The sequence below is a fragment of the Phytopseudomonas argentinensis genome (assembly GCF_900113905.1).
In the GTDB taxonomy this organism is placed as follows: domain Bacteria; phylum Pseudomonadota; class Gammaproteobacteria; order Pseudomonadales; family Pseudomonadaceae; genus Aquipseudomonas; species Aquipseudomonas argentinensis.
On sequence record NZ_FORC01000002.1, the window covers coordinates 877,693 to 904,112 of the forward strand.

Below are 26,420 nucleotides of genomic sequence, written 5' to 3' on the forward strand. Positions count from 1 at the left end.
CACGATCAGGAGGCAGCATGCGTATCCAGCTCCCAACCCTCGGTTTCGGTGGCGCGCCGCTCGGCAACATGTTCAAGGCGGTGCCCGAAGGTCAGGCTCAGGCCACCCTGGAAGCCGCCTGGCAAGCCGGTATTCGCTACTACGACACCTCGCCCCATTACGGCGCAGGGTTATCGGAACAACGCTTCGGAAAATTCCTTGCTGGCAAGCCGCGCGACGAGCTCGTGCTGAGCAGCAAGGTTGGCCGGCTGTTGCAGCCCGCCGACCAGCCCGAGAACGCCAAACCCTTCACCGGCGAATTGCCCAACCGCCGGGTGATCGATTACTCGGCCGACGGTGCCCGGCGCTCCATCGAGAGCAGCCTGGAGCGCCTCGGCGTGGATCGGCTGGATCTGGTGTTCATCCACGACGTGTCCGAAGACCAACATGGCGCCAAGTGGCGCGACTACTTTGCCGAGGCTATGCAAGGCGCGGCGGTGGCGCTTACACGCATGCGCGAGGAGGGCATGATCGGTGGCTGGGGGCTGGGCGTGAACCTGGTCGAGCCCTGCCGCCTGGCTCTGCAGCAGTCCGACCCGGACGTGTTTCTGTTGGCGGGCCGCTATACGCTGCTCGATCATCGCGAAGCGCTGGAAACCCTGTTCCCCGACTGCGCCACGAGCGACGTTGGCATCGTGGTCGGCGGGCCATTCAACTCAGGGGTGCTGGCCGGCGGCGAGCACTTCGAATATGACCGCATTCCTGAAGAGGTGCACCGCGAGACCGAGCGACTGCGCCTGCTGGGCGAGCAGTTCGGGGTCGATATCCGTGCCGCGGCGCTGCAGTTCTGCCTGGCCCATCCAGTGGTGCAGTCGGTCATTCCCGGCAGCGCCACGCCAACTCGCCCGGCGCAGTACGTCAGCCTGCTGGAGGCCAGAATTCCGGTGGAATTCTGGCAGGCGCTGCGCGAGCAGGGCCTTGTGCCCGAGGATGCGCCGCTGCCACGCTGATCAACCGTGCTGCTCGGCCAGCGCCTGTTGGTAGACCGCCAGGTCGTTGGCCGAAAAACAGCAGAACAACACCTTGTCGATCTCTGGATACTGGGCCAGTTCATCACGCACCGTGGCCACCGCCAGGCGGGCGGCGGCCTCGATGGGATAGCCATAGATGCCGGTGCTGATGCTGGGAAAGGCGATGGAGCGGGCGCCGCTTTGCGCGGCCACGCGCAGTGCGTTGTGATAGCAGGCGCCGAGTAGGGCTGGCTCGCCCTCATCGCCGCCGCGCCAAACCGGCCCCACCGTGTGAATGATGAACGAGGCCGGCAGTCGATAGCCTCGGGTGCGCTTGGCTTCACCAGTCTGGCAGCCGCCGAGCAATCGGCATTCGTGCAGCAGTTCGCTGCCGGCGGCGCGGTGGATGGCGCCGTCCACGCCGCCGCCGCCGAGCAGTGAGGAATTGGCGGCATTGACGATTGCATCGACCTGCAGCGTGGTGATATCGGCCTGGATGGCTTGTACGCGGGCGTTCATTGCGGGGGCTCCTGCCGGTGAGTCGTGCTGACGACCATGAACCATTTGGGTTGCATGCGCCAGAAGTCGGTGCGCAGGTTGTGCTTGAGGCTGCGCTTGGAGTCCAGTACGCAGGCATTGCCTTGATCGCGGGCGAACACCACCCAGTGCCAGAAGGGCCGGCCGTGTTCCAGGCGCCAACGGATGGCCAGCAGGGCACGCTCCGGCAGTTGTTCCCAAGTGGAAAACGGCGCCGGTGGCTGGGCGTCGAGCCCCTGGGCACGCAGCAGCCGGGTGACGTATTCGGTGTCCGACCACAGGGCCTGGTCCTCGGCGTAGATGCCGAGCCCGTTGGCGATCCTCCGGCTTTCGCTGTAGCTGACGCCGGCGAGCGCTGCACAGGCGGCGATGCCGCAGCCCGTGGGTTGCTCCTGGACGACCGGGGTGATGGGGTAGGGCATTGGGCACTCCGCTTGCCGTGGAATCTCAGGAGGGATTGGCGAATAATGCCGGCACTGGCCTCGCGCCGTCCATGACAGGATCCCGCCCGCCCATGAGCGCTACCACCCCACCTCTGGTGCTATCCATCCAGTCCCATGTCGCCCTGGGCCACGTCGGCAATGACGCCGCGGTGTTCCCGCTGCAGCGCCTTGGCTTCGAAGTGCTGCCGGTGCACACCGTGCAGTTTTCCAACCACACCGGTTATGGCCAGTTTCGCGGCCAGGTGTTCGATGCCGAGCATATTCGTGAAGTGCTTGCCGGCCTGCGTGATCGCGGCGTGCTGTCGAAGGTGTCGGCGGTGCTCTCCGGCTATCTCGGCGATGCGGCCATCGGTGCGGTGATCCTCGAGGCGGTGGACGAGATTCGTCGTGACAATCCGAGCGTGCGCTACCTCTGCGATCCGGTGATGGGCGACGTCGGGCGCGGCGTTTTCGTCAGCGCGGCGATCCCGGATTTCCTGCGCAACCTGGCGATTCCCTGCGCCAACATCATCACCCCCAACCAGTTCGAGTTCGAGCTGCTCACCGGCAGCAAGCTGGGCAGCGTCGACGAGGCCGTGCGGGTGGCGCGTCAGCTGCGCGGTCGTGGCCCGGACGTGGTGGTGATCACCAGCCTGGCCACGCCCGATATCCCTGCCGACCAGCTATGCACCCTGGCGGTCAACGGCGAGGGTGCCTGGCTGGTCAACACCCCGCGCCTGGCCCTGCATCCGCTGCCCAACGGCATGGGTGACGTGTTCTCGGCGACCCTGTTGGCGCGTTTGCTGTCGGGTCACGCCTTGCCCCAGGCGCTGGAACTGGCCACCGCAACGCTTTACGCCCTGGTGCAGGCTACCGCCGAAGGCTCCCGTGACCTGCCGCTGGTCAGCGCCCAAGAGCAGATCGTTCAGCCGGGGCAGCGCTATAGCGCAAGCGAAGTGGTAAGCCCGTGAAGTGCGCTGCATGCAGCGCCGTCGCGCTGCTGCTGATCAGCTTGCAGGGCCTGGCCTGCGAAGTGGATACGGCGGGCGCGGTTCGCGACCAGGCCTATGGCAATTTCGTCATCCCGGTGCGGGTCAAGCCTGGCGAGCGCTGCGTGATTCTCGATCACCTCAGCGAGGAGGGTCGCAAGACGCGCATCAACCTATGGGTGCCAGTGGAGAAAATGGGTAACAGTACGCCCAGGCTGGGCCGCTGGAAGCGTGAATACAAGGTCGAGGGCGATGTCGCCAAGGTCGACCGTTTCGTCTATTTGGCGGGCGGCAAGGCGGGGGAGGACTCGGTAGTGTTTTCCTCTTTGCATGGTGGGAAAGAGCGGCGGGCCGTGGAATACCGTATCAGTATCGAATGACCCGCTCCCGCGTCAGCACTTGTACGGGCTTTCGCTCTTCAGCTCTTCGCCGCTCTCGAGGTCGCGGATAATGACCGTGGCGTGCGGATGGACCGAGCACATCGCATTGCGCGCGCTGTAGATGCCACTGCCTTGTGCTGTCATCTTGATGTTCTGGGGCAGCGGCTGGCCATTGGCGTCCTGCAGGGAGAGTTGGTAGGTGCCGGACAATGTCATGCAGCCGGTGAGCAGAGCGCTGGTGATCAATACCGCGGTGAGACTTTTCATGCGTTCTTCCTTGAGCAGTGCGAGGTTCACCGGGCTGTTCGGTGAACCTTGCGCTACGGGTGAGATGCGAGTTTGGTTCAAAGGGCACCAGCAATCACGGCATCAATGGCCGGCGCGGTGCTCGGTAAAGCGGTAATCCGCCTGGCAATCGGCGGTTGGGTCGGCGTTGAGGTTGACGTACTCGACGGTGTTCGCATCGACGAAGCGATAGTCGTACACCTCGGTGGTTTTCACGCCGTCGGTGGTCAGGTGGTTCTTGCCGTCGTGGGCCGTCCAGGTGCCCTGTTCGGTCTGGATCAGGCGCGTTCTCTGCTCATCGGCGAAGAAGCTGATCGTGAAGCGACCGTCGGCACCGAAGCTGGAATTCCAGGCGAAGAACTGACACGGCCCATTCTTGTCGCGCATGCCTTGCCATTCGCCGAGCAGGCGTTGGTCCAGCGGTTGGGTGGGGTGGCTGGAGCAGCCAGCGAGCAGGGCGGCAAGGCCGACGCCCATCAGGAGGGGTTTGAGCATGGTGACATTCCTTGGTCGAGAAACAGCCAGGGGGCCAAACGGGGCGCCCCCACCTTTGCCGGCAACGCGGCAACCTGAATGGACGCGCCGGAAAGCGAAAAGTTCGCCGGCCCAATCAGCCTGATTACAGCGCTTCGCTTTTGCCATCGAGCAGTCCTCGGCAGATGGCGCAGCGCTGCGTGAAAATTTGACAATTTACCGGCCATTTCATAATTTTATGTGCACGCAAACGTTTGCGTATTGATAACAACGACAATAATCATGGAGTTCGCCCATGTCCGGTTTCCGTCCTGCCCGGCTCTGCGCCGCCATCGCCCTTGGCGCCGCTGCCCTCGTCAGTTTCTCCAGTGCCCATGCCGCCGAAGGTGATACGCCTCGCGTTGCACTGGTCATGAAATCCCTGGCCAACGAGTTCTTCCGCACCATGGAAGATGGCGCCAAGGCCTACCAGAAAGAAAACCCTGCGCAGTTCGAATTGATCGCCAACGGCATCAAGGACGAGACCGATACCTCGGCGCAGATCCGTATCGTCGAGCAGATGATCGTTGCCAAGGTCGATGCCCTGGTTATCGCCCCGGCCGATTCCAAGGCTCTGGTGCCGGTGATCAAGAAGGCCAGCGATGCCGGCATCAAGGTCGTCAATATCGACAACCGTCTTGACCCCGAGGTGGTGAAGAGCAAAGGCCTGGACGTGCCGTTCGTGGGCCCGGACAACCGCAAGGGCGCGCGCCTGGTCGGCGAATACCTGGCCCAGAACAAGCTCAATGCTGGCGACGAAGTCGGCATCATCGAAGGCGTGTCCACCACCACCAACGCTCAGCAGCGCACCGGGGGCTTCAAGGACGCCATGGAAGCGGCCGGCATGAAGATCGTCGGCGTGCAGTCGGGTAACTGGGAAATCGACCGTGGCAACGCTGTGGCCTCGGCCATGCTCAACGAATACCCGGACCTGAAAGCGCTGCTGGCCGGCAACGACAGCATGGCACTCGGCGCGGTATCTGCCGTGCGTGCCGCTGGCAAGAAAGACCAGGTGCAGGTGGTCGGTTACGACAACATCAACGCCATCAAGCCGATGCTCAAGGACGGTCGCGTACTCGCCACCGCCGACCAGTTCGCGGCTCGCCAGGCGGTGTTCGGCATCGAAGCGGCGCTCAAGCTGGTCAAGGGTGAGCCTACCGGCGCCAAAGATGGCGTGATCGAGACTCCGGTCGAACTCGTGACCAAGCCGTGACCCATGCAGCAGTGGCCGGCGAGACCGTTCTCGCCGCCCGCAATATCGGCAAGACCTACGTCCAGCCCGTGCTGGGCGGGGTCGAGCTGGAGCTGCGCGCCGGTGAAGTGCTGGCGCTGACCGGCGAGAACGGCGCCGGTAAAAGTACCCTTTCGAAGATTTTCTGTGGGCTGGAGCAACCGACTACCGGCTCCCTGAGCTTTCTCGGCCAGCCCTATGCGCCGGCCAGTCGCCGCGAGGCCGAGCGCCTCGGTGTGCGCATGGTGTTGCAGGAGCTCAACCTGCTGCCCACCCTGACCGTGGCCGAGAACCTGTTTCTCGACAACCTGCCCAGCCTTGGCGGCTGGATTGCCCGTGGCCGCCTGCGCGAGATGGCGCGTGAGGCCATGGCACGGGTCGGCCTGGAGGCCATCGACCCGGATACCCCGGTGGCCGCGCTGGGCGTGGGCCATCAGCAGATGGTCGAGATCGCCCGTAACCTGATCGGCGATTGCCGCGTGCTGGTACTCGACGAGCCAACGGCGATGCTCACCGCCCGTGAGGTCGATTTGCTGTTCGAGCAGATCCAGCGCTTGCGCGATGCCGGTGTGGCCATCGTGTATATCTCCCACCGCCTCGAAGAACTGGCGAAAGTGGCTCAGCGCGTGGCCGTGCTGCGCGATGGCCAACTGGTCGCCGTGGAGCCCATCGACCGTTACAGCAGCGACGAGCTGGTCACCCTGATGGTGGGCCGCGATGTCGGCGACGCCATCGATCTGGGCGAACGGCAGATTGGTGCGCCGCTTTTGCAGATCAGCAATCTGTGCCGCCGCGGCAAGGTAGACGACGTGTCGTTCAGTGTGCGGGCAGGGGAGATCTACGGCATTTCCGGGCTTATCGGCGCTGGCCGTACCGAATTGCTGCGGCTGATCTATGGCGCCGACCCCGCTGACAGCGGCCAGGTGGCCATCGGCACTCCGCCTGTGCCGGTGCGCGTGCGCTCGCCCGCTGAAGCGGTGGGCCATGGCATTGCCTTGATCACCGAGGACCGCAAGGGCGAAGGCCTGCTGCTCGGCCAGCCGATTGCCGCCAACCTGGCGCTGGGCAATATGCCGGCGGTATCCAAACACGGCGTGATGCGTCCGGCGGCCGAACAGGCACTGGCACAGCGGCAGATCGATGCCATGCGCATTCGCTGCAACGGCGCCCATCAGGCGGTCGCGGAATTGTCCGGCGGCAACCAGCAGAAGGTGGTCATCGGCCGCTGGCTGGAGCGCGACTGCCAGGTGCTGCTGTTCGACGAGCCGACCCGCGGCATCGACGTTGGCGCCAAGTTCGAAATCTACGGCCTGCTCGGCGAGCTGGCCCGCCAGGGCAAGGCGCTCGTGGTGGTGTCCAGTGACCTGCGCGAGCTGATGTTGATCTGCGACCGTATCGGCGTGCTGTCCGCTGGCCGCCTTATCGAAACATTCGACCGCGACGACTGGAGCCAGGACCGTTTGCTGGCTGCCGCTTTTGCCGGCTACCGCAGCCGCGAAGCCCTGATCGGCGATGTCGCCCCCCCGTTACAGGAGCTTTCCCAATGACCACTCCGTCCGCCACGCCCACCAAGCGCAGTGGCACGCACCAGGGCCTGGGCACCTACCTCGGCCTGGCTGGCGCGTTGCTGGCGATGATCGTGCTGTTCTCATCGCTGAGCAGCCATTTCCTGTCCTACTCGACCTTCACCACCCTGGCCAACCAGATCCCCGACCTGATGGTGCTGGCGGTGGGCATGACGCTGATCCTGATCATCGGCGGCATCGACCTGTCCGTCGGTTCGGTGCTGGCGCTGGCCGCTGCCGTGGTCAGCGTGGCGACCCTCGGCTTTGGCTGGGGCATCCTGCCCGCGGCGCTGCTGGGTATGGCCTGTGCGGCGTTGGCTGGCAGCGTCACCGGGATCATCACCGTGGCCTGGGGCATTCCGTCGTTCATCGTGTCCCTCGGCGTGCTGGAAATGGCCCGCGGCCTGGCTTATCAGCTCACCGACTCGCGCACCGCCTATATCGGCGACGCCTATGCCTGGCTGTCGACGCCGTTCGCCGCCGGTATCTCGCCGTCGTTCGTGATCGCCTTGTTGGTGATCGCCGCCGCGCACCTGCTGCTCACCCGCACCGTATTCGGCCGTTACCTGGTGGCCATCGGCACCAACGAGGAAGCGGTACGCCTGGCCGGCATCAACCCCAAACCCTACAAGATTTCGGTATTCGCCCTGATGGGCCTGCTCGCCGGTCTGGCGGCGCTGTTCCAGATTTCCCGCCTGGAAGCCGCCGACCCGAATGCCGGTTCCGGCCTGGAGCTGCAGGTGATCGCCGCGGTGGTCATCGGCGGCACCAGCCTGATGGGTGGGCGTGGCTCCGTAATCAGCACCTTCTTTGGCGTGCTGATCATCTCCGTGCTGGCCGCAGGCCTCGCGCAGATCGGCGCTACCGAACCGACCAAACGCATCATCACCGGTGCGGTGATCGTGATCGCGGTCATTCTCGACACCTACCGCAGCTATCGCGCCAAGCGCCGGGGCTGATCGGCCATGGCCACCATCAAGGACGTTGCCGCGCGGGCGGGTATTTCCTACACCACGGTGTCGCACGTGGTGAACGGTACCCGGCCGGTCAGCGATCCGGTGCGTAGCAAGGTCGAGGCGGCCATCGCCGAGCTGGGTTATGTGCCCAGCGGCGTGGCCCGCTCGCTGCGAGCACGCGCCACCGGCACCATCGGGTTGCTGGTACCGAACGCCAGCAACCCGTACTTTGCGGAGCTGGCGCGCGGCATCGAGGACCACGCCGAACGCAACGGCTACAGCGTGATCCTGTGCAATTCCGACGACGACATCGACAAGCAGCTGCGCTACCTGCGCGTGTTGCTGGAGCGGCGCATCGACGGGCTGATCGTCGCCACCGTGGCCAGCGACGCGGCCTTCGCCCAGGCCCTGGCGGGTTTGAACGTACCGCTGATGCTGGTCGACCGTTCCCTCGATGGTGTGACGGCCGATCGCGTGCAGGTCGACCACGAACGCGGCGCCTACCTGGCGACCCGGCACCTGATCGAGCTTGGCCATCGCCACATCGCCTGTATCGGTGGGCCGGCCAGCACCCAGGTGGTTCAGCTACGCGCGGCCGGTTATCGGCGCGCGCTGGCCGAAGCCGGAGTCGAGGCGCAGCCGGTGGTGGACTGTGCCTTTACCAGCCCGGCCGGGCACGCGGCGGCGCAGGTGCTGCTGAACGGCGATGAAGTGCCAACGGCGATCTTCGCCGGCAACGACATGATCGCCCTGGGCGTGCTGCGCGCTGCCGCCGAATGTCAGGTGAGCGTGCCGCGGCAGCTCTCGGTGGTGGGGTTCGATGACATCGAAGTCAGCCGCTACCTGCACCCGGCATTGACCACGGTCGGCCAATCCATCGGCCAACTTGGCGAGACCGCGGCCGCGCGGTTGCTGGCGCGTATCCGCACCCCCGGCCTGAGCGCCGAGCAACGACTCATCGAACCCACGCTCGTGCTGCGCGAATCCAGCGCGGCGCCCCTTGTTGAAGCGGCCTGAGCGCGTGCGCGCTTTGGCGGATTGAGAGGAACACCGGTAATGCACGCGAAAGTAGTTGTGGTGGGCAGCTTGAACATGGACCTGATCGTGCGCATGCCGCGTTTCCCGGTTGCCGGCGAAACGCTGGCCGGGCACGGCTTTGCCACTGCCGCCGGCGGCAAGGGCGCCAATCAGGCGGTAGCCGCAGCGCGCCTCGGCGCCACGGTGGCGATGGTCGGTTGCTTGGGAGATGACGCCAATGGCACAGAGCTGCGCGCCGGCCTGCTTGCCGAAGGCATCGACTGCAGCGGCGTGGCGACGGTGCCCGGTGTGGCCACCGGCATCGCGACGATTCTGGTCGACGACGCCGGCCAGAATGCCATCGTCATCGCGGCGGGCAGCAACGCTGAAATGACCGCCGAGCGCCTGGCCGACCATGATGGTCTGCTGGCGGCGGCCGATATCGTCATCGCCCAGCTGGAAGTGCCCACGGCCACCGTCGAGGCCACCTTGCTACGTGCCCATGAGCTGGGCCGCACGGTGATCCTCAACCCGGCGCCCGCCGTTGGGCCGCTGCCGGAAAGCTGGTACAGCCTGATCGACTACCTGATTCCCAACGAGAGCGAAGCTGCGCTGCTGACCGGCATCGCTGTCGACTCGCCGCGCAGCGCGCTGCAGGCTGCGCAAAAGCTGCTCGCCAATGGCGCCCGCCGCGTACTGATCACCCTCGGCAGCCAGGGCGTTTTCTACGCCGATGGCGAGCGCCACCTGCACCTGCCGGTCGAGCCGGTGGTGGCGGTCGACACCACCGCCGCCGGTGATACCTTTGTCGGCGGCTTCGCTGCTGGTCTGGCCGAAGGCATGCCGCTGGAAAGCGCCATCCGCCTCGGCCAGCAAGCTGCCGCCCTGGCCGTCACCCGGCCGGGCGCACAACCCTCCATCCCTCATCGCCACGAGTTGCCCGCATGAAGAAGACGCCACTGCTCAACGCCGAACTGTCAGCCGCCATCGCTCGCCTGGGCCATGGCGACATCATCGTCATCGGCGACGCCGGCATGCCGGTACCTGCAGGTACGCCATGCATCGACCTGGCGCTGACCGCCGGTGTACCGGACTTCGTTACCACCCTGAAGGTGGTGCTCAGCGAGATGCAGGTGCAGGGCCATCTGCTGGCGCGGGAAACCCTGGAGGTAGCGCCCCTGGCGCTCGAGGCCATCGAAAAACTGAGCGCAGAAGGCGAGCTGGGCGAGCGGCAACTGGTCAGTCATGACGAACTCAAGGCCGCCTGTGCCAAGGCTCGCGTGCAGATCCGTACCGGGGAATGCCGGCCGTACAGCAATATTGCGCTGATCGCGGGTGTGACGTTCTAAGAAGCTGTTCAGGATCTTCTTGAACGTGTCACTTGGCAGCATCAAGGCAATTGCAGCGCTGACACGGGCAGCTACCGGCCAGAAGCGGTCATTGAGTGTCTGCGAAAGCCGAGGCGATTCACAGTGACGGTAAGCGTCGTTTAGCAATTACCTTTCACCCATCAATGAGAGGCTGCGATCGGCCAAAACGGACAGCGTTGAACCATTTAATAATCGTTCGAGACGAGTACTGGAAGCGTCTAGAAAATTAAGTTGTCATGCATCGTTTACCTTTTTTTCGAACTGTCTGGTGAGTTTTTCAAATCGAGATGCATCACATACCGGACACAGGAAAGGCATTCTTCGCCCCGTAAACATCGACGTGAGACTGTTGCATTTCATGCAAAGGAGGTGTGTTTGTACGTACGCGGTCAGAGGTTCCACAAGCTGCTCGTTCAAGCGGCTTGCGAGAAAAGCGACCTGAGATCGATCAAACTGGTTAGTCAGGCTCAAATGCCGTAGATGTGTACAGCGAACGAGGCTGGTGATGTCGTCGTCCTTGAGCTTCACATTAGACAGCGAAAGTCTGGTGAGCCCGGATATACGGGTGACGGGTTCAATTGATTCAAGGCGTAGCGGCGAGCCTCCACCCAAGCTGCCGGATAGACGCAGCTCTTTCAGCTCGCTTAGCTTCTCCAGCCCGTCGAGTTGTTGCAGCCTTGGAAAGTCTCCAATTGCCAGATGCGTCAGGCCACTCAGCTTGGAAACAGGTTCCAGCGATTCGATCTTTGCTCCCCATTCCAGCGTCAATCGTCGTGTATGAGTTAACCTGTCGATTCCCTCAAGTGAAGCAAGCTTAAGATGGTAAAGGCGTAGTTCCTTTGCTGTGCATTTAGAGAGCAACGTCGGCCATATTTTTGCTGAAATGTTCCGCAGATCAAGTTCGTCCCTTTCCGCCAGTTCTTGTTGAGAGAACTCGCGATCCAAACACAGAATCATGGCTCACATCCTTCGAAATTGTTCCGTGAGGGGAAACGGGATGCCTCGACAGGGTTCAGGGGCGCCGAGGCTATCGACTGACTGCAAGGCTGTCCAGCGGCTGCTTCTGGCCGGTAACTGTCCGTCGTCACTGGCTGCAACTGGCCAGGAGCGGAGTTTTAGAGCAGAGAAATAAATCTGTTCTCTTTTCCCAATGGACATCACCGCGGTGTACGCAGCGCTATCGCGTGGTGCGCACAGCGCTCTCTACAAAGGCTCCTGAGCACGTGGTGCCGCGCAATGAGGCGAAGCATGGACTTCGCGCACGCCAACGTTATGCCTGAGCCAATGCATTAGCGAACCACTCGTAGAGTGCCTGGGGGTGGTATTGGGGAAAATACGCAACTAGCACGGTTGAGGTTACAAACGTCAGCACCACCAACAGCGCAGCAAGTACCTTTACCAACGTTGAGAGAGGTGGGTTGGGCGGGCCGTATTTATTAATCGCTTTACGCCCCGGAAGCATCATGAGCGGAAGCGTTATTACAAAGCCGATAACAGGGAACGCGGAGAGAATTCCCCATATCGGGCTCCAGCCTAGATCACGTGCCCTGCGTACCAGTAGAGACACGCTGAGCAGGATCGCAGGAACGACAACGGTGGCACCGACTATCAGCAAAACCACCAGTTGATGGCGCAACCCAACCATAAAGAACGCCAGCAAAATGCACGGAAGAACCAGCACCAAGGGCACATGAATCAGCCAGAAGCGCGCCAGAGAAATACGCCCGGAAAAATCAAAAATCTTGGGTTTTGAAAACGTGACAACCTCGTCGTCAATCAGTTGAGCATCGCTAGGTTGGTATGGGTTCTCGATTTCGCTGCTGATACTGCCGAAAACGGGTTCTATCCTTGCCATTTAGCGCTATTCCCTTGTGTTTGATGGGGCTATTTACTTCACAACCTTTACGCCTCATATCTAATCGAAGGCCGGCATCAAACTCAAGAGAAGACGCTATCGTGTAAGGGGCTGTGTGCAGCACAGCATGCGTGGGTCTATCGCATGGTTCGCGCGGTCCACCTTACGAAGTGTTGTGCCGCCAGTAGGAAGGCGGGTCATGTCCCTACTCTGAACGGCGGCCTCTGGCCGATAGCGGCCTCTTAAGCCCTGCCCATTTCCTCGTACCAACCGTCTACAAGATGGCTCTGCTCGCCCCAGACTATGCCTGCTATCTCTTGCATGATTTCGGCTAGCAACTCGACGTCCACACCAACCGCTTCAAGGCAAGCCAGCCGGCCTCTCGACCAATCGAGAACGCTGCACTGAGGATACCTCTCTAGCAGCGGCCTCAGAACTTGCCGCGGATCCATGTTAGCACCATACCTAAAGTCGAAATATGGCGCCTCCGAGTCCTGAAGCGGGTAAAGCAATATCCCGCTGTTGGCGGAGCCGGCATAGCACAGCGTGACGTAACGGTACCCCCATTCAGAGCTACCGTGTTTTATACTGCGAAGCACTTCGAGGAGCGGCTGGTTTTTGCAGAAACGGATGTACGTGCCTCTTGAGGGAAACTCCAGAGCCCAGCTGGGTGTATCTGTAAGAGCAGCGCCTTCATCTTCGCTCATGATGATCAACCGTGTGGAGTTGCCTTACGTAACGTGATGAGTGCTTGGCATTTCTCTGCAAGTTCCGGGGTAGCAGCAGCTATCTTCGACAGCACTTGATGCATCTCGTGGGCGTTTATAAATGGATAGACATCTAGACTCAGGGCAATCGTAATTTTACGCGCGTCCTGCCCCTCCCTAAGCCACGTCTCGACCTCACGCGTCATGGCAGAACCATTATCTTTTGTTTGCCAAGCCAACAGATTGAAAAGGTCAGCAACCAGACCTTCGGCGACTGTTTGAGGTATTTCCTCGAACATGCGATTGGCCAGGTTGAGCTCGCCGAACACGCTGACCACCTCACGCACAGAATCAAAAGCCAGATCGTATTCGGCAGCATTGCGCTCAATCGCGATGATATCGAGCGCTTGTTTTAGCGACGGGTGCATTCGGTCATTCCATGGTTTTGCAAACTTCGGTTAATCATCGGGCACAGAATTCAATATCTCGATCCAACCGGTGCCTGAGCTGCATCACGCATTGTGCGGACAATCACTTCGTCTAGATACTCGATTGCGGCTCTACAAATTTCAGCGGGTGAGCCACTTTTACAAGGTCTGAAGCAAGCATCTGGCGCAAAAGAAACAGGTTTAGCTTTCTCGATGCAAACGTCCGCTTTTGGCCAAAAGCGGACGGTGAACGGAGCTTTTGTGGGAGGCCGGGCGGCGATCAGCTTCTTTGCCAGGCTAAGCGTAAGAGCTCGGGGCTAAAGCCCCTCCCACGATCGTGAACGGCCGCTACCGCCACATTGCTGCTATCGACCTCTGCCTCAACTCCAACTCAGGATCGGCCAGCCCTCGCGCTCGGCATGCTCGCGCAGCACCGGGTCCGGGTTTACCGCATGGGGTTTGTCGACCCGTTGCAGCAGCGGCAGGTCGTTGCGTGAGTCGGAGTAGAAGTAGGCGCCGTCCAGGCTTTCGCCGTGCTCTTCCAGCCAGGCGTGCAGGCGGGTGACCTTGCCTTCGCGGTAGGTCAGCACGCCCCTGGTCTTGCCGCTGTAGTGGCCGTACTCCTCGTGCAAATCGATGGCCAGCACCTCGCCGACCTTTAGGCGTTCGGCAATGGCGCTGACCAGAAAATGCGCCGAGGCCGAGATGATCAGGATGCGGTCGCCGGCTGCGCGGTGGTTGGCCAGGCAGCGGGTGGCGTCGCTGAAGAAGATCGGCTCGATCACGTCTTCCACGAAGGGCTCGACCACGAAGGCGACTTCCTCCGGCGTGCGGCCCACCAGCGGCGACAGGCTGAAGGTCATGTAATCCTCCATGGCCAGTTTGCCTTCTGCGTACGCCGCCATCAGCTGGTGATCCTTGGCGATGAAGCTCTCGCCGTCGACCCAGCCCAGGGTGGCCATGTGTTCGCTCCACAGGCTGGCGCAGTCGCCGTTGATCAGGGTTTCGTCGAGATCGAAAATTGCCAGGGCCATCAAGCTACCTCTTTTACGGCGCTAGCCGCGATATCCAGTGAGATGGGGTGGCCATTGGCGTGCAGGTCGTCGGCGCTGCGGTTGAGCACGTCGACCAGCAGTTCCACGCCGCCGGCGTCCACCCGGTAGCGGATGATATTACCGAGCAGGCTATGGCTGCGAATGATTGCGCTGATCGGGCCCTGGCCAAGCACGATGGCTTCCGGGCGAATCGCCACCTGGCTGCTCAAAGGGCGGCCGAGCAGACGGCTCGCCGTAGGTGCGTCGAGCAGGTTGTAGTTGCCGATAAAACCCGCGGCAAAGGCGTCGGCCGGCGCGGTGTAAAGGGTTTCCGCGTCGCCGCTCTGGACGATGCGCCCGGCGTTCATCAGGAAGATGCGGTCACTCATCACCAGCGCCTCTTCCTGATCGTGGGTGACGAAAATCGTGGTCAGGCCAAGCTCCTGCTGAATGCTGCGGATCTGCTCGCGCAGGTGCTTGCGAATGCGCGCATCGAGGGCCGACAGCGGCTCGTCGAGCAGCAGCAGCCGAGGGCGGGTGACCAGCGAGCGGGCCAGGGCGACGCGCTGGCATTGGCCGCCGGACAGCTGATGCGGGTAGCGGCCGGCGAAGTCGCCCAGCTCGACCATCGCCAGGGCTTCCTGCACGCGGGCGGCGGATTCTTCCTTGCCGACCTTCTGCATGCGCAGGCCGAAGGCGACGTTCTGGGCGGCGGTCATGTTGGGGAACAGCGCGTAGCTCTGGAACACCATGCCGATGCCGCGCTTTTGCGGCGACAGCGGCACCAGGTCTTCGCCGCCGAGCAGGATCTTGCCGCCGTTGACCTCGGTAAGGCCGGCGATGCAGCGCAGCAGGGTGGATTTACCGCAGCCAGACGGGCCGAGCAGGGTGACGAATTCGCCTCTCTCGATCTCGGCGTCGATGTCGCTGAAGATCGCGGTGCTGCCGTAATTCTTGTGCAGGTTCTGGATGCTCAGGAAGCTCATGCCTTGTCCCTGTTCAGTCGATTGGCCGCCCAGGTGAACACCAGGACGAAAAAGAAGTAGGAGATCACCAGGGCGCTGTTGAAGTGTCCGCTGCTGTTCTTCATGTTGTTCAGATACACCTGCAGGGTTTCGTAGCGCGTGCCGACCAGCAGGTTGGCGAACACGAACTCGCCGAACAGAAAGCTGAACGACAGGAACAGCGACACCATCAGGCCCTTGCGCAGGTTTGGCAGCACCACCAGAAAGGCGGCCTTCCAGGTGCTGGCGCCGAGCAGGTGGGCGGCGTCCATCAGGTCGCGCAGGTTGATGGCCTGCAGGTTGTTGGTGATGGCCCGGTACATGAATGGCAGGGCGATGGTGAAGTAGCAGCCGATCAGGATCCACGGCGTGCCGACCATGGCCAGCGGCCCGGAACCATACAGCTGCAAGAGGCCGACGGCGGACACCACCGGCGGCACGGCGAACGGCAACAGGATCAGCACGTTCATCACCGCATCGAGTTTCGGGAAGTGGTAATGCACCACGAACAGCAGCGGCAGGATCAGCAGCACCGACAGCGCCAGGGCGCCGAAGCAGACCAGCAGCGACTGGCCGAAGGCTTTGAGAAAGCGCGGCTCGCCCCATAGCTCGAGGTACCACTTGAAGGTCAGCCCGTCCGGCAGGATGGTCGCCGACCAGCTGGTGGCCAGAGAGTAGAGCAGGGTGCCGGCCAACGGCAGCAGCAGGATCAGGAACAGCAGCCAGACCACCGTGCGGTGATAGAGGCTGGCTCCCGGGGCATCAGCGCGGGACATGGTAGCTCCTTCTCAGCAGCAACTGATGGACCAGGGTGATCGCCGCCATCAGGCCGACCAGGATCATCGCCAGGGCGCTGGCCATGTTCGGGTCGAGGGAAATGTCCCCGGAAATCATCGCCGCGATACGGATCGGCAGCACGTTGAAGTTGCCGGTGGTCAGGTAGTACACCGTGGCGTAGGCACCCAGGGCGTTGGCCAGCAGGATCACGAAGGTGCCGAGCAGCGCCGGGGTCAGCACCGGCAGGCCGATATGCCGCCAGAAATCCCAGGTACCGGCGCCGAGCAAGGCAGCCGACTCGCGCCAGTCCTGGCGCAGGGCGTCGAAGGCCGGGTAGAGCAGCAGCACGCCGAGGGGAATCTGGAAGTAGGTGTAGAGCACGATCAGGCCGTTCTTGGAATACAGGTTGAAGCTGTCGATCAGCCCGGCCTGGATCAGCAGCAGGGTCAGTGCACCGTTGAAACCGAGCAGGATGATGAACGCGAAGGCCAGGGGCACGCCGGCGAAGTTGCTGGTCATGTTGGAAAAGGCGATCACGAAGTCGCGCAGTTTCGAGTCCACCTGGCGCAGCGAGTAGCTGCCGATGATGGCGATCAGCATGCCGAACACGCTCGACCAGAAGGCGATCTGCAGGCTGTGCTTGACCGCCTGCATGTAGAACTTGGAGGCGAAGGCCTTCTCGAAATTGCCCAGCCCCCAGCCGTCCGGTGTATTCAGGCTGTTGAGCGCGACCCACACCAGCGGCGCTATCTGGAAGGCGATAAAGAACACCGCGAAGGGCAGCAGGCACAGCAGTGCCAGCCATTTGCCGCGCGGTTTGTGGGTGGCGCTCATCGCAGCAGCTCCTGGCATGAGGGTTTGTCATGGGCCACGCCGAGCAGCTCGCAGATGGTGCCGCACAGCTCCAGTTGCTTCGGTGCGGCCGATTCACCGAGGCTGAAGGCATCACCGAGCACGAACAGCGGTACTTCGCGCTCTTCGGCCAGCAGGCCGTTGTGCGAGCGGTCGTCGTTCATGCCGTGGTCGGCGGTCACCAGTACCTGGTAACCGGCGTCCAGCCAGCCTTGCAGGTAATTGGCCAGCAGGATGTCGGCAACCCGCGCGGCATTGCGGTACCCGCTGCTGTTCAGGCCATGCTTGTGGCCGGCGTCGTCGATGTTCATCGGGTGCACCAGCAGAAAGTCCGGCGCATGGGCGAGGCGCAGGCTCTCGGCATCGTCGAACAGGTGCGAGTCGGGGTAGTGGTCGACGTAGTAGAAATGCCCGTGCTGGATCGGCAATTCGGCATCGCTGGTATGCCGGTCGCGGGCGGCTACGAAGGGCGCACGGTTATACAGCTCGCTCATCCAGTGGTAGGCAGCCGCTGCTGTGCTCAGGCCGGCGGCGCGGGCGTAGTGGAACACGCTGCGCTCCTTGCTGAGGCGCACCACGTTGTTGTGCACCACGCCGCTGTCGATGGGCGTCACGCCGGTGAGAATGCACTCGTAGAGTGGGCGCGACAGGGACGGCAGCTCGCACTCGAGTTTGTACAGGGCAGCACGGCCAGCGGCGCGATAGGCCTGCAGGTGGCCGAGTGCATGCCGGGCGACCTCGTAATTGAGGCCGTCGAGAATGACGAGGATGACCTTGTACGACATGGGTAATCCTGGGTTGAGAGAGTCGTAGCCTGGGTTGAGCGCAGCGATACCCAGGGCAGGTTAACCCGGGTGTCGCTACGCTCGACCCGGGCTACAGGTGCCTGGATCACTCCATATTGATGATCACGTTTTCCTGCCACTGCTGCGGCAGGGCCTTGGAGGTCGCCTCCCAGGCGGCGGCGTCCTTGATCGGCTTGACCTTGGCGTACTGCTCGTTAGGCAGCAGCTTGGCTTGCACTTCGGTCGGCAGGGTCAGGTGCTCGGCGCGGATCGGCCGGGCGTTGCCCTTGGCCAGGTTGATCTGCCCGGCGTCGCTGAAGATGTACTCGCGGGCTAGCTTGGCGGCGTTGGGGTGCTTGGCGTACTTGTTGATGATGGTGGTGTAGCCGGAGATCACCGAGCCATCGGACGGGATCAGCACCTCGAAGCGGTTCGGGTCGATCTGGTCACGGTAGGACAGGCCGTTGAAGTCCCAGACGATACCCACTTCCACTTCGCCTTTTTCCAGGGTCTGGATGGTCGGGTTGGCCAGCGACAGGCGACCCTGCTCGGCGATCTCGGCGAAGAAATCCAGGCCCGGCTGGATGTTCTTCTCGTCGCCGCCATTGGCGATGGCCGCCGCCAGTACGCCATTGACCGCCTGTGCGGCCGCGCTGACGTCACCGATGGCCACGCGGTACTTGCCGGTTTTCAGGTCCGCCCAGCTTTTCGGCACATCCTTGACCAGCTGCTTGTTGACGATGAAGGCGATGGAGCCGGTGTAGGCGAGCGCCCAGTGGCCGTCCTTGTCCTTGGCCCATTCGGGAATCTGCTCCCAGGTGCTTGGCTTGTAGGGCTGGGTCACGCCCTGCGCCACGGCGATGGGGCCGAAGGCGGCGCCGACGTCACCGATATCGGCGCTGGCGTTGTCTTTCTCGGCGGCGAACTTGGCGATTTCCTGGGCCGAGCTCATGTCGGTGTCCATGTGCTTGAGGCCGTACTTGTCGCTCAGGTCCTGCCAGGTGTCCTTCCAGTTGGCCCAACTGTCCGGCATGCCGACGCTGTTCACGGCGCCTTCTTTGCGTGCGGCCTGTTCCAGTGCAGTCAAATCCGTGTCGGCGGCCATGGCGTGGGAAGCCAGAGCGATGGCGCTGCCCATCAGCGATGCCAGTAGCAGTTGTTTCATTGGAAACTCCTTTGCGATGCGAGGTTGGTCTAGATCAGCAAGAGCCAAGCCAATGTAGGCGCTGCCAATGACAGTTTTGTGTCGGCGGGGCCGCTGGCCACTCATCGGCGTTGCGCTTAGAGAGCGTAGACCAGCCCAAGGCATTGAATTGCCTGGCATGCGCCATGCTTGCAGCCTGGCTGTCATCTGTCGGTCATGGTGCTTGCCTAGCCTTGCGGCAAGAGGTGCGGCGTAGAGATGGCCGCAACATGCCCTGTGATGGGGCTGGTCTAGTCCAGAAGGAACCAGGGTGATGCGCGACGACACGCCGCGGGCCGTTACCACCATCTGCCGCGCGCTGCAGGAACAGATCGAGCACGGCCTGCTGCCCGCCAGCGGCAAGCTGCCGGCCGAGCGCCGCCTGAGCGAGTTGTTCGACACCACCCGGATCACCCTGCGTGAGGCGCTTGGGCAGCTGGAGGCTCAGGGGCTGGTGTACCGCGAGGAGCGCCGCGGCTGGTTCGTGTCGCCCGCGCGGGTGGCCTACAACCCGTCGGTGCGTACCCACTTTCACGCCATGGTCGCCGAGCAGGGGCGGGTGCCGGCTACCGAGGTGCTGAGCGCGCGGCTGATGCCGGCCAATGCGCAGGTCTGCCAGCTGCTGGGCCTGTCGGGGTTGTCGAGCGTCTACCAGATCCGTCGGGCGCGGCGCATCGATGGGCGCCTGGTGTTGTACGTCGAGCATTACCTGCACCCCGACTACTTTCCCGGCATTCTCGACTTCGACCTTACCCGCTCGCTGACCGAGCTGTACGCCAGTGAATACGACGTACGCTATGGCCGCGTGCGCTTCGACATGGTGCCCACGGCGCTGCATGCCGACGCCGCTGCCGCGCTCAAGGTCGCCGCCGGCAGCCCGGCGCTGCGCATCACCCGGGTCAACCGCGACCAGCACGGCCGGCTGATCGACTGCGACCTCGAATACTGGCGCCATGATGCGATTCATATCAGCGTGGAGGTACCGGATTAGGGCGGGTAAGTGGCGGTCGGCTGCTTTGTCTTTTGGTGCTCCTCATGCCACAGAATTATCAGGCGACACCAATCGCCCCTTCAGAAGGCCGAGCGGAATCGTTGTGGAGAGGGCCGGGCGGGTAGCCTTGAGCGACATGGATGTCGCGAGAGCCGCGATGGGCCAGGGACGGCCCTTCGTGGGGGGCCGCCTAGGTCGGGCCCTCGGAGCAATGATGGAGCGAGGGAACCCCAGCGAAGCTGGGGCCGTATGCTGGGGCTAGACTTTTTGGTTTCTTTTGGCGGGGCCGGCCATCCGGGCGATGCCAAAAGAAACCCGCTCGACAGAGCGGAACCGAACGTAAGCGCAACGCGATAACGCTGGCAAACCACAACCCATGCATAGCGTGTGGAGCGTAAAGAGCTCGAGGCTAAAGCCTCTCCCACGATTGAATATCTGCTCTTGCCTTGAAGCCGCTCCTTCCCATGTTCGTAAACAGCAACCGATGATCGCTCTGAAGACCGGCCGTCGCCCATCCAACCAACGCCTTCCCGGGCGTATTGTTCAGCCGCCAGGCAGGTGCGTAGAATCGTCGCTGCAGGCCATCCCATACCTATAATTTCCGCTCACCGCATCATCACTTCCAGCGTTCATCGTTTCGGAAGCGCGAGCTGCCGTGTGCGTGTTCGTCGTGTATGGGCTCTATTTTTCCGTTCGCTGTCTACCGCCGCTCGCTGCCATCAGGCCGCGGGCGTATGGCCGTGGTAGCGCAGCGTTCACCACGCGTGGACTCACCCGAATGAACACACCCGAGCAGACGCACAGCGGCAGCTGGCTGAGCGTGATCGCACTGGCGCTGGGCGCCTTCATCTTCAATACCACCGAATTCGTGCCGGTGGGCTTGCTGAGCCAGATCGGCCACAGCTTCGAGATGACCACCGCCAGCGTCGGCCTGATGCTGACCATCTACGCCTGGGTGGTGGCGCTGGCGTCGCTGCCGCTGATGCTGCTGACCCGCAATATCGAACGGCGCAAGCTGCTGGCATTCGTGTTCATGCTGTTCATCGCCAGCCACGTGCTGTCGGGCATCGCCTGGAGCTTCAGCATGCTGATGGTCAGCCGTATCGGCATCGCCCTGGCCCATGCGCTGTTCTGGGCGATCACCGCCTCCCTGGCGGTGCGCGTAGCACCTGAAGGCAAGCAGGCGCAGGCCCTTGGCCTGCTGGCCACCGGCAGTGCGCTGGCCATGGTGCTGGGCATCCCACTGGGCCGGGTGATCGGCGAGGTGCTGGGCTGGCGCACCACCTTTACCGTGATCGCCGTGGTGGCGGGCGTGGTGGTGCTGTGCCTGATGAAGAACCTGCCGCTGCTGCCGAGCCAGAACTCCGGCTCGCTGCGCAGCCTGCCGGTGCTGTTCAAGCGCCCGGCGCTGGTCACCGTGTACGTGCTGACCGCCCTGGTGATCACCGCGCACTTCACCGCCTATACCTATATCGAGCCGTTCGCCCTGGAAGTGGCGGGCCTCGCCGCCGACATGGTCACCGTATTGCTGTTGCTGTTCGGCTGCGCCGGGATCATCGGCTCGATCCTGTTCAGCCGCTACAGCGGTCGCTTCCCGCGCGGTTTCGTGATCGCGGCGATCAGCGTGCTGAGCCTGTGCATGCTGCTTCTGCTGCCGGTAGCCAGCGAGCACACCTACCTGGCGACCCTGAGCGTGGTCTGGGGCATCGCCATGATGTGCTTCGGCCTGGCTCTGCAGGCCAAGGTGCTGAACCTCGCCTCGGACGCCACCGACGTGGCCATGGCGCTGTTCTCCGGCATCTTCAATATCGGCATCGGCGGTGGCGCCCTGCTCGGCAGCGTGGTGAGCAGCCAGCTGGGCGTGGCCAATGTGGGCATCGTCGGCGGCCTGCTGGGTATCGGTGGCCTGCTGCTGTGCTGCGTGACTACCTACCGCTTTTCCCGCCCGCTCAAGGTGCAGCCGCTGTGATTGCAAACAGCAGCAGATTTTAAGTCTGCCGGTTTAGCCATTCTTCGCGGCTGAGCGCCCAGATTTGCGACGGTAGCCGGCCACAGACGTAGTCGCTTTCGCCGGTCTCCATCAGGCGCATACCTTCGCGCATGGACAGCCGCTGCGAGGCGATGTTGTCGACCGCCTTGGGCACCTGCATAAGCGGGCGCTGCAGCACCTCGAACCAGTAGCGGTTGACCGCCACGCAGGCTTCGCTCATCAGGCCCTGGCGTTGCCAGGCTGGGGCTATCCAGAAGCCGCGGTTGTTGCCCGGCGTGTCCATCAGGCTGACCACGCCGATCACCTCCTCGGGCTCGTCGAGGAGCCGTAGCGTCCAGTGCCATTCAGTGCCAGCGGCCATGGCGGGCAGGGCAACATCACGCAGGTAGCGCAGCGCGCCATCGGCCGGGCAGGGCCAGGGTACCTGGGCATTGAGGTAGCGCACCACCTCCCATTGGGCGAACAGTGGCTGGATCTGCTCGGCGTCGGCCAGTTGCAGGGGCTGCAACAGCAGGCGTGGCGTGTGGAGGCTGGGGAAGGGCATGCGGGCAATCCATGGCGAGGCGTAGCGACCGATAGTGCCGGTCGCCGCCTCGTTTGTCATGTCGCCTTAGGCCGTACCAAGGACGCGCGCCAGGTGCTCGCGGTAGCGTTGCACGTCACGCTCGGCATCCGGGCGCTTCATCACGTCCACGCACAGGAAGGTCGGCAGGGCGCTCATGCCCAGGAACGCCTGGGACTTGTGGAAGGGGAAGTAGACCGCGTCCACGCCCTTGCCTTCGAAGAAGTCACTCGGGTCGTCGAAGGCTTGCTGCGGGGCGTTCCAGGTCAGCGACAGCATGTATTGCTTGCCGTGGATCAGGCCGCCGCTGCCGTACTTCTGCGACGCATCGGAGCGGGTGCGGCCGTCGCTGGCGTACAGGCTGCCATGGCCTTCGGTGAACACTTCGTCGATGTACTTCTTGACGATCCACGGCGCGCCCATCCACCAGCCCGGCATCTGGTAGATCACCACGTCGGCCCAGAGAAATTTCTGCACCTCTTCGGCGACATCGTAACCGGCGTCGATCTCGGTGGTCTTGAACTCGAAACCGGCCCCGTCGAGGTAGGCGGCAGCGGTTTCATGCAGGGTGCGATTGAGGCGGCCGTCGGAGTGGGCGAATTGCTTGCCGCCGTTGAGGAGCAGGATCTTCTTCATCTTGGAGGTTCCGTAACTGATTGAATGACGCCAGGTTACGGGTTCGTGCGCGGGCGAAAAATGCCTGGGCGAGCAAATCATTAGTGACTCAAATGCATGAATGCACGGCCATTGCCTGCGTTAGGGTGTGACCCACACCATTGCGGAGCACCCCTTATGTACGGCTTCATCCTTCACGCTCACACCCGCCCGGAACGGGCCGACGACTTCGAACAGCTGTTTCGCGCCTATGTCGAACCGAGTCGCGCCGAGCCCGGCTGCATCGAATACCACATGCTGCGCGATGCCAGCGACCCGACGCTGTTCATCTTTTTCGAGGTCTGGCAGTCGCGCGAGCACCTGGCAGTGCATGCCGCCCTGTCGCATATGCGCGATTTCCATGGGCAGCGCATGCAGTATCTGCGTCGGGACTTCGAGATTCGCGAGGTCGAGATGCTCAGCAAGGCATCCGGGGCTGCTAGAGAATGACCCGCAGGCACTGGCCGGCGTGGTACAGCGAGAAACCGGTCTCGTAGAGGCTGCTGCGCAGGCCTGCGCCACGCACCGCCTGCATCGCCGAAAGGGGGATGGGCAGCGCTTGGCTGTCGCCGCTCAGCAGAAATTGCGCCAGGGCCTTGCCGACCAACGTGCCGGTGGTGTTGCCACGGCCGTTGTAGCCGGTGACCGCGACCAGCCCTGGCGCCGGTTCGAACAGGCGCATCAGGTGGTCGGGGGTGAAGTCGATACAGCCGGTCCAGTGCAGATGCCACTCGACCTTGCCGAGGGCGGGGAAGTAGTGCTGCTGGATGCGGTCGGCCCAGCCGCGGATGAACCAGTCCGGCTTGTTGTCGGCACGGCCCATGCTGCCCAACAGCAGGCGCCCCTCGGCGTCGCGGCGAATGCTGCTGAGTACCTTGCGGGTATCCCAGGAGCCCTGGCCGTGGCGCAGCACGGCGTCGGCGGCGGCGCCCTGCAGCGGCACCGAGGCAACCTGCAGGTAATAGCCGCGAAAGTAATGGCGCTGCAGCTGTGTCCATTCGCCTTCGGTGTAGGCACCGGTGGCGATGATCACCTTCTGCGCGCTCACCGCGCCCTGGCCGCTGTGCACCTGCCAGCCGTGCCCCGCACGGGCCAATGCCTGGACCGGCGAGTGCGGGTGGATGCGGGCACCAAGGCCTGTTGCTGCCCTCGCCAGACCGCGGGTGTAGGCCATCGGGTCGAGGGTGCCGGCCCGGCGGTCGAGCAGGGCGCCGGTGATCCTGTCGGTGCCGCAGTACTCGGCGCAGGCGGCACCGGTGAGCAATTCGACAGCCGCGCCGCGCCGTCGCCACTGGGCCTCGCGATCGCGCAGGTCGGCCAGCCCGGCGGCGTTGTGCGCCATATGGAGGGTGCCATCGTTGCGCGCCTGGCAGCCGATGCCATAGCGCCTGATCTGTGCGAACACCTCGGCCGGTGCCTGGCCCAACAGCGTGTTGAGGCGGCTGCCGTGGCGCCGGCCCAGGGTAGCTTCGACATCGTCCGGCTTGATCCAGGTCCCGGCATTGACCAGGCCGACGTTGCGCCCCGAGCCGCCGTGGCCCACGTCATGGGCATCCAGCACGCAGACCGTCTGGCCCTGTTCGAGCAGGTGCAGGGCCGCCGACAGGCCGGTGATGCCCGCGCCGATGATGCAGACATCGGCCTGCACCTCGCCCTCCAGCGGCCCGGACCATGCTTCGTGCGGGGTAAGCGTTTCCCACAGACAAGCCTGCTGCAATTGACGCATGGCGCGACCCCGCTCAGTCGAAGACGATGCCCTGGGCCAGGGGCAGCTGGCGCGAATAGTTGACGGTATTGGTCTGCCGGCGCATGTAGGCCTTCCAGGCGTCCGAGCCGGATTCGCGACCGCCACCGGTTTCCTTCTCGCCACCGAAGGCACCACCGATCTCCGCCCCGCTGGTGCCGATATTCACGTTGGCGATGCCGCAGTCGCTGCCCGAGGCGCTCTGGAAACGCTCAGCCTCGCGTACGTCGAGGGTGAAGATGCACGACGACAGGCCCTGGGGTACATCGTTGTTGAGCTGTAGGGCCTCCTCGAAGTCGTTATAGCTCAGCACGTAGAGAATCGGCGCGAAGGTCTCGGCGCGCACCACCTCGGTCTGCCCCGGCATGTCGACGATGGCCGGGCTGACGTAGTAGGCGCCCGGGTAGCGTGCCTGCAGCTGGCGCTCGCCGCCGAACACCGTGCCGCCCTGGTCGCGGGCACGGCCCAGGGCGCTCTGCATGGCGTCGAAGGCCTGCCTGTCCATCAGTGGGCCAACCAGGTTGTTGTCGCGCGGATCGCCGATGCGGATCTTGCCGTAAACGGATTTGAGGCGGGCCAGCACTTCGTCCTTGATCGAGCGGTGGACGATCAGCCGGCGCAGGGTGGTGCAGCGCTGCCCGGCGGTGCCGACGGCGCTGAACAGGATGCCGCGCACGGCCAGGTCCAGGTCTGCGCTGGGCGCCAGGATCATCGCGTTATTGCCGCCCAGTTCGAGAATGCTGCGCCCGAAGCGCGCCGCCACCCGCGGGCCGACCTCACGGCCCATGCGGGTGCTACCGGTGGCGCTGATCAGCGGCACGCGGGTATCGTCGACCAGCGCCTCTCCCGCTTCGCGGTCGCCGATGATCAGCTGAGCCAGGCCCTCGGGCGCATCGTCGCCGAAACGCTGCTGGGCCTTGTCGAACAGCGCCTGGCAGGCAAGGGCGGTCAGCGGCGTCTTTTCCGACGGCTTCCAGATCACCGCATTGCCGCAGACCAGGGCCAGCGTGGTGTTCCAGGCCCACACCGCCACCGGGAAATTGAACGCGCTGATCACCCCGACCACGCCCAGTGGGTGCCAGGTCTCGCGCATGTGGTGGCCGGGGCGCTCGGAGGCGATGGTCAGGCCATAGAGCTGACGCGACAGACCAACGGCAAAGTCGCAGATGTCGATCATCTCCTGCACCTCGCCGAGGCCTTCCTGGGTGATCTTGCCGGCTTCGATGGACACCAGTTCACCCAGCTCGGCCTTGTGCTCGCGCAGCACCTCGCCAAACAGGCGCACCAGTTCGCCGCGGCGCGGGGCCGGCACCTCGCGCCAGGCCAGAAAGGCCTGGTGGCCGGCGGCGATCCTGGCTCGCACCGCCTCGGCAGTTTCCAGCGTCACGCCGGCGATCCGGCTGCCGTCGATTGGCGTATGAACGGCATGTTCGCCACCCTGGAAACTCTGAGGGGCTACGCCCAGGCTTGCGAGCAATTGGCCGACCATGGTGTTCTCCTCGGTTGCCGCCTGCCGGCGAACGCGACAGGCACTGAAGGGGCATCGTTGGCGGCAGTATCGACTTGAATGTTTTTTGCGAACAAACGACCTTTACGCAGC

The 26,420-nt window shown here is 63.5% G+C and carries 30 protein-coding genes; 12 read left to right on the top strand and 18 right to left on the bottom strand.

Annotation, left to right across the window (positions count from 1 at the left end; translation table 11 throughout):
* The first annotated feature begins 17 nt into the window (after positions 1-17).
* A complete protein-coding gene (locus BM154_RS12525) occupies positions 18-989 on the top strand; it encodes an aldo/keto reductase (RefSeq protein WP_074884090.1) in 972 nt (323 codons plus the stop codon).
* On the opposite strand, the gene BM154_RS12530 is transcribed toward BM154_RS12525, so the two are convergent.
* Both BM154_RS12530 and BM154_RS12535 read right to left on the bottom strand, forming a co-directional pair.
* Positions 990-1,508, bottom strand: coding sequence for an O-acetyl-ADP-ribose deacetylase (locus tag BM154_RS12530; protein WP_074884093.1), 519 nt, complete (start codon positions 1,506-1,508; stop codon positions 990-992).
* Positions 1,505-1,948 carry a hypothetical protein gene (locus BM154_RS12535; protein WP_074884096.1) on the bottom strand — a complete coding sequence of 148 codons (444 nt, stop codon included), beginning with the start codon at positions 1,946-1,948 and terminating at the stop codon, positions 1,505-1,507. The genes BM154_RS12530 and BM154_RS12535 overlap by 4 nt, the downstream gene beginning before the upstream one ends.
* A gap of 92 nt (positions 1,949-2,040) precedes the next feature.
* On the opposite strand from BM154_RS12535, the gene pdxY reads away from it, so the two are divergent.
* Positions 2,041-2,919, top strand: a complete 879-nt coding sequence (pdxY, locus tag BM154_RS12540; protein WP_074884099.1) for a pyridoxal kinase PdxY — start codon at positions 2,041-2,043, stop codon at positions 2,917-2,919.
* On the top strand, positions 2,916-3,317 hold the full coding sequence (locus BM154_RS12545; protein WP_074884102.1) for a hypothetical protein: 402 nt from the start codon (positions 2,916-2,918) through the stop codon (positions 3,315-3,317). Before pdxY ends, BM154_RS12545 begins: the two co-directional genes overlap by 4 nt.
* A gap of 12 nt (positions 3,318-3,329) precedes the next feature.
* Here BM154_RS12545 and BM154_RS12550 read toward each other — a convergent pair whose 3' ends face one another.
* Together BM154_RS12550 and BM154_RS12555 are read right to left on the bottom strand one after the other, a co-directional pair.
* Positions 3,330-3,584 (bottom strand): hypothetical protein, encoded by a 255-nt coding sequence (locus tag BM154_RS12550; RefSeq protein WP_074884105.1) that lies wholly within the window; start codon positions 3,582-3,584, stop codon positions 3,330-3,332.
* Between the two features lie 102 nt (positions 3,585-3,686).
* On the bottom strand, positions 3,687-4,097 hold the full coding sequence (locus BM154_RS12555) for a hypothetical protein (protein ID WP_074884108.1): 411 nt from the start codon (positions 4,095-4,097) through the stop codon (positions 3,687-3,689).
* A gap of 274 nt (positions 4,098-4,371) precedes the next feature.
* On the opposite strand from BM154_RS12555, the gene BM154_RS12560 reads away from it, so the two are divergent.
* From BM154_RS12560 to rbsD, 6 genes are read left to right on the top strand one after another with little or no spacing between them, the layout of a single operon-like run.
* Complete coding sequence (locus BM154_RS12560) at positions 4,372-5,328, top strand: sugar ABC transporter substrate-binding protein (RefSeq protein ID WP_074884111.1); 957 nt, start codon at positions 4,372-4,374, stop codon at positions 5,326-5,328.
* Entirely contained in the window at positions 5,325-6,893 is a 1,569-nt protein-coding gene (locus tag BM154_RS12565) for a sugar ABC transporter ATP-binding protein (protein ID WP_074884114.1), read from the top strand. Before BM154_RS12560 ends, BM154_RS12565 begins: the two co-directional genes overlap by 4 nt.
* The gene (locus BM154_RS12570) at positions 6,890-7,870 is read left to right on the top strand and encodes an ABC transporter permease (protein WP_074884118.1); all 981 of its coding nucleotides are present in this window, start codon (positions 6,890-6,892) and stop codon (positions 7,868-7,870) included. Before BM154_RS12565 ends, BM154_RS12570 begins: the two co-directional genes overlap by 4 nt.
* A 6-nt stretch (positions 7,871-7,876) precedes the next feature.
* On the top strand, positions 7,877-8,884 hold the full coding sequence (locus BM154_RS12575; RefSeq protein ID WP_074884121.1) for a LacI family DNA-binding transcriptional regulator: 1,008 nt from the start codon (positions 7,877-7,879) through the stop codon (positions 8,882-8,884).
* 39 nt (positions 8,885-8,923) lie between these two features.
* Entirely contained in the window at positions 8,924-9,832 is a 909-nt protein-coding gene (gene rbsK / locus BM154_RS12580) for a ribokinase (RefSeq protein ID WP_074884123.1), read from the top strand.
* The gene (rbsD, locus tag BM154_RS12585) at positions 9,829-10,233 is read left to right on the top strand and encodes a D-ribose pyranase (protein ID WP_074884126.1); all 405 of its coding nucleotides are present in this window, start codon (positions 9,829-9,831) and stop codon (positions 10,231-10,233) included. The genes rbsK and rbsD overlap by 4 nt, the downstream gene beginning before the upstream one ends.
* Positions 10,234-10,488: 255 nt before the next feature.
* On the opposite strand, the gene BM154_RS12590 is transcribed toward rbsD, so the two are convergent.
* From BM154_RS12590 to BM154_RS12635, 10 genes are all read right to left on the bottom strand, one after another.
* Positions 10,489-11,211, bottom strand: a complete 723-nt coding sequence (locus BM154_RS12590) for a leucine-rich repeat domain-containing protein (RefSeq protein WP_074884129.1) — start codon at positions 11,209-11,211, stop codon at positions 10,489-10,491.
* A 313-nt stretch (positions 11,212-11,524) separates the two neighbouring features.
* Positions 11,525-12,109 carry a DUF805 domain-containing protein gene (locus BM154_RS12595; RefSeq protein ID WP_074884132.1) on the bottom strand — a complete coding sequence of 195 codons (585 nt, stop codon included), beginning with the start codon at positions 12,107-12,109 and terminating at the stop codon, positions 11,525-11,527.
* Between the two features lie 242 nt (positions 12,110-12,351).
* On the bottom strand, positions 12,352-12,816 hold the full coding sequence (locus BM154_RS12600; protein WP_139225444.1) for a hypothetical protein: 465 nt from the start codon (positions 12,814-12,816) through the stop codon (positions 12,352-12,354).
* 5 nt (positions 12,817-12,821) lie between these two features.
* On the bottom strand, positions 12,822-13,244 hold the full coding sequence (locus BM154_RS12605) for a hypothetical protein (RefSeq protein WP_074884140.1): 423 nt from the start codon (positions 13,242-13,244) through the stop codon (positions 12,822-12,824).
* A gap of 380 nt (positions 13,245-13,624) precedes the next feature.
* A complete protein-coding gene (locus BM154_RS12610) occupies positions 13,625-14,278 on the bottom strand; it encodes an HAD family hydrolase (protein ID WP_074884143.1) in 654 nt (217 codons plus the stop codon).
* The gene (locus BM154_RS12615) at positions 14,278-15,264 is read right to left on the bottom strand and encodes an ABC transporter ATP-binding protein (RefSeq protein ID WP_074884146.1); all 987 of its coding nucleotides are present in this window, start codon (positions 15,262-15,264) and stop codon (positions 14,278-14,280) included. The genes BM154_RS12610 and BM154_RS12615 overlap by 1 nt, the downstream gene beginning before the upstream one ends.
* Complete coding sequence (locus BM154_RS12620) at positions 15,261-16,058, bottom strand: ABC transporter permease (RefSeq protein WP_074884149.1); 798 nt, start codon at positions 16,056-16,058, stop codon at positions 15,261-15,263. Before BM154_RS12620 ends, BM154_RS12615 begins: the two co-directional genes overlap by 4 nt.
* Positions 16,045-16,893 carry an ABC transporter permease gene (locus tag BM154_RS12625; RefSeq protein ID WP_074884152.1) on the bottom strand — a complete coding sequence of 283 codons (849 nt, stop codon included), beginning with the start codon at positions 16,891-16,893 and terminating at the stop codon, positions 16,045-16,047. The genes BM154_RS12620 and BM154_RS12625 overlap by 14 nt, the downstream gene beginning before the upstream one ends.
* The gene (locus tag BM154_RS12630) at positions 16,890-17,696 is read right to left on the bottom strand and encodes an alkaline phosphatase family protein (protein WP_074884156.1); all 807 of its coding nucleotides are present in this window, start codon (positions 17,694-17,696) and stop codon (positions 16,890-16,892) included. Before BM154_RS12630 ends, BM154_RS12625 begins: the two co-directional genes overlap by 4 nt.
* 106 nt (positions 17,697-17,802) lie before the next feature.
* A complete protein-coding gene (locus BM154_RS12635; protein WP_074884160.1) occupies positions 17,803-18,861 on the bottom strand; it encodes an ABC transporter substrate-binding protein in 1,059 nt (352 codons plus the stop codon).
* Positions 18,862-19,153: 292 nt separating this feature from the next.
* On the opposite strand from BM154_RS12635, the gene BM154_RS12640 reads away from it, so the two are divergent.
* Both BM154_RS12640 and BM154_RS12645 read left to right on the top strand, forming a co-directional pair.
* Positions 19,154-19,870, top strand: a complete 717-nt coding sequence (locus tag BM154_RS12640) for a UTRA domain-containing protein (RefSeq protein ID WP_074884163.1) — start codon at positions 19,154-19,156, stop codon at positions 19,868-19,870.
* A gap of 778 nt (positions 19,871-20,648) precedes the next feature.
* Entirely contained in the window at positions 20,649-21,839 is a 1,191-nt protein-coding gene (locus BM154_RS12645) for a sugar transporter (protein WP_074884166.1), read from the top strand.
* 19 nt (positions 21,840-21,858) lie between these two features.
* Here the strand turns inward: BM154_RS12645 and BM154_RS12650 are convergent, their stop codons facing one another.
* Both BM154_RS12650 and mdaB read right to left on the bottom strand, forming a co-directional pair.
* Positions 21,859-22,404, bottom strand: coding sequence for a GNAT family N-acetyltransferase (locus BM154_RS12650; protein WP_074884169.1), 546 nt, complete (start codon positions 22,402-22,404; stop codon positions 21,859-21,861).
* Positions 22,405-22,470: 66 nt separating this feature from the next.
* A complete protein-coding gene (gene mdaB / locus BM154_RS12655) occupies positions 22,471-23,058 on the bottom strand; it encodes an NADPH:quinone oxidoreductase MdaB (protein ID WP_074884172.1) in 588 nt (195 codons plus the stop codon).
* 156 nt (positions 23,059-23,214) lie between these two features.
* On the opposite strand from mdaB, the gene BM154_RS12660 reads away from it, so the two are divergent.
* Complete coding sequence (locus BM154_RS12660) at positions 23,215-23,526, top strand: putative quinol monooxygenase (protein WP_074884176.1); 312 nt, start codon at positions 23,215-23,217, stop codon at positions 23,524-23,526.
* Here the strand turns inward: BM154_RS12660 and amaA are convergent.
* Complete coding sequence (gene amaA, locus BM154_RS12665; RefSeq protein WP_074884179.1) at positions 23,516-24,802, bottom strand: L-pipecolate oxidase; 1,287 nt, start codon at positions 24,800-24,802, stop codon at positions 23,516-23,518. The two genes, BM154_RS12660 and amaA, sit on opposite strands and share 11 nt — an antisense overlap.
* Positions 24,803-24,815: 13 nt before the next feature.
* A complete protein-coding gene (amaB, locus tag BM154_RS12670) occupies positions 24,816-26,309 on the bottom strand; it encodes an L-piperidine-6-carboxylate dehydrogenase (RefSeq protein WP_074884181.1) in 1,494 nt (497 codons plus the stop codon).
* Positions 26,310-26,420: the final 111 nt, after the last annotated feature.

Excerpts from the sequence above, each read along its gene's own strand:
- BM154_RS12645 (WP_074884166.1), top strand. The coding sequence starts at position 20,649 with ATGAACACACCCGAGCAGACGCACAGCGGCAGCTGGCTGAGCGTGATC.
- BM154_RS12595 (WP_074884132.1), bottom strand. The coding sequence starts at position 12,109 with ATGGCAAGGATAGAACCCGTTTTCGGCAGTATCAGCAGCGAAATCGAG.
- BM154_RS12615 (WP_074884146.1), bottom strand. The coding sequence starts at position 15,264 with ATGAGCTTCCTGAGCATCCAGAACCTGCACAAGAATTACGGCAGCACC.
- BM154_RS12600 (WP_139225444.1), bottom strand. The coding sequence starts at position 12,816 with ATGAGCGAAGATGAAGGCGCTGCTCTTACAGATACACCCAGCTGGGCT.
- BM154_RS12660 (WP_074884176.1), top strand. The coding sequence starts at position 23,215 with ATGTACGGCTTCATCCTTCACGCTCACACCCGCCCGGAACGGGCCGAC.
- amaA (WP_074884179.1), bottom strand. The coding sequence starts at position 24,802 with ATGCGTCAATTGCAGCAGGCTTGTCTGTGGGAAACGCTTACCCCGCAC.
- BM154_RS12640 (WP_074884163.1), top strand. The coding sequence starts at position 19,154 with ATGCGCGACGACACGCCGCGGGCCGTTACCACCATCTGCCGCGCGCTG.
- amaB (WP_074884181.1), bottom strand. The coding sequence starts at position 26,309 with ATGGTCGGCCAATTGCTCGCAAGCCTGGGCGTAGCCCCTCAGAGTTTC.
- BM154_RS12555 (WP_074884108.1), bottom strand. The coding sequence starts at position 4,097 with ATGCTCAAACCCCTCCTGATGGGCGTCGGCCTTGCCGCCCTGCTCGCT.
- BM154_RS12535 (WP_074884096.1), bottom strand. The coding sequence starts at position 1,948 with ATGCCCTACCCCATCACCCCGGTCGTCCAGGAGCAACCCACGGGCTGC.
- BM154_RS12550 (WP_074884105.1), bottom strand. The coding sequence starts at position 3,584 with ATGAAAAGTCTCACCGCGGTATTGATCACCAGCGCTCTGCTCACCGGC.
- BM154_RS12650 (WP_074884169.1), bottom strand. The coding sequence starts at position 22,404 with ATGCCCTTCCCCAGCCTCCACACGCCACGCCTGCTGTTGCAGCCCCTG.
- BM154_RS12610 (WP_074884143.1), bottom strand. The coding sequence starts at position 14,278 with ATGGCCCTGGCAATTTTCGATCTCGACGAAACCCTGATCAACGGCGAC.
- mdaB (WP_074884172.1), bottom strand. The coding sequence starts at position 23,058 with ATGAAGAAGATCCTGCTCCTCAACGGCGGCAAGCAATTCGCCCACTCC.
- BM154_RS12605 (WP_074884140.1), bottom strand. The coding sequence starts at position 13,244 with ATGCACCCGTCGCTAAAACAAGCGCTCGATATCATCGCGATTGAGCGC.
- rbsK (WP_074884123.1), top strand. The coding sequence starts at position 8,924 with ATGCACGCGAAAGTAGTTGTGGTGGGCAGCTTGAACATGGACCTGATC.
- BM154_RS12625 (WP_074884152.1), bottom strand. The coding sequence starts at position 16,893 with ATGAGCGCCACCCACAAACCGCGCGGCAAATGGCTGGCACTGCTGTGC.
- BM154_RS12630 (WP_074884156.1), bottom strand. The coding sequence starts at position 17,696 with ATGTCGTACAAGGTCATCCTCGTCATTCTCGACGGCCTCAATTACGAG.
- BM154_RS12575 (WP_074884121.1), top strand. The coding sequence starts at position 7,877 with ATGGCCACCATCAAGGACGTTGCCGCGCGGGCGGGTATTTCCTACACC.
- BM154_RS12530 (WP_074884093.1), bottom strand. The coding sequence starts at position 1,508 with ATGAACGCCCGCGTACAAGCCATCCAGGCCGATATCACCACGCTGCAG.
- BM154_RS12560 (WP_074884111.1), top strand. The coding sequence starts at position 4,372 with ATGTCCGGTTTCCGTCCTGCCCGGCTCTGCGCCGCCATCGCCCTTGGC.
- BM154_RS12570 (WP_074884118.1), top strand. The coding sequence starts at position 6,890 with ATGACCACTCCGTCCGCCACGCCCACCAAGCGCAGTGGCACGCACCAG.
- BM154_RS12620 (WP_074884149.1), bottom strand. The coding sequence starts at position 16,058 with ATGTCCCGCGCTGATGCCCCGGGAGCCAGCCTCTATCACCGCACGGTG.
- BM154_RS12590 (WP_074884129.1), bottom strand. The coding sequence starts at position 11,211 with ATGATTCTGTGTTTGGATCGCGAGTTCTCTCAACAAGAACTGGCGGAA.
- pdxY (WP_074884099.1), top strand. The coding sequence starts at position 2,041 with ATGAGCGCTACCACCCCACCTCTGGTGCTATCCATCCAGTCCCATGTC.
- BM154_RS12525 (WP_074884090.1), top strand. The coding sequence starts at position 18 with ATGCGTATCCAGCTCCCAACCCTCGGTTTCGGTGGCGCGCCGCTCGGC.
- BM154_RS12635 (WP_074884160.1), bottom strand. The coding sequence starts at position 18,861 with ATGAAACAACTGCTACTGGCATCGCTGATGGGCAGCGCCATCGCTCTG.
- rbsD (WP_074884126.1), top strand. The coding sequence starts at position 9,829 with ATGAAGAAGACGCCACTGCTCAACGCCGAACTGTCAGCCGCCATCGCT.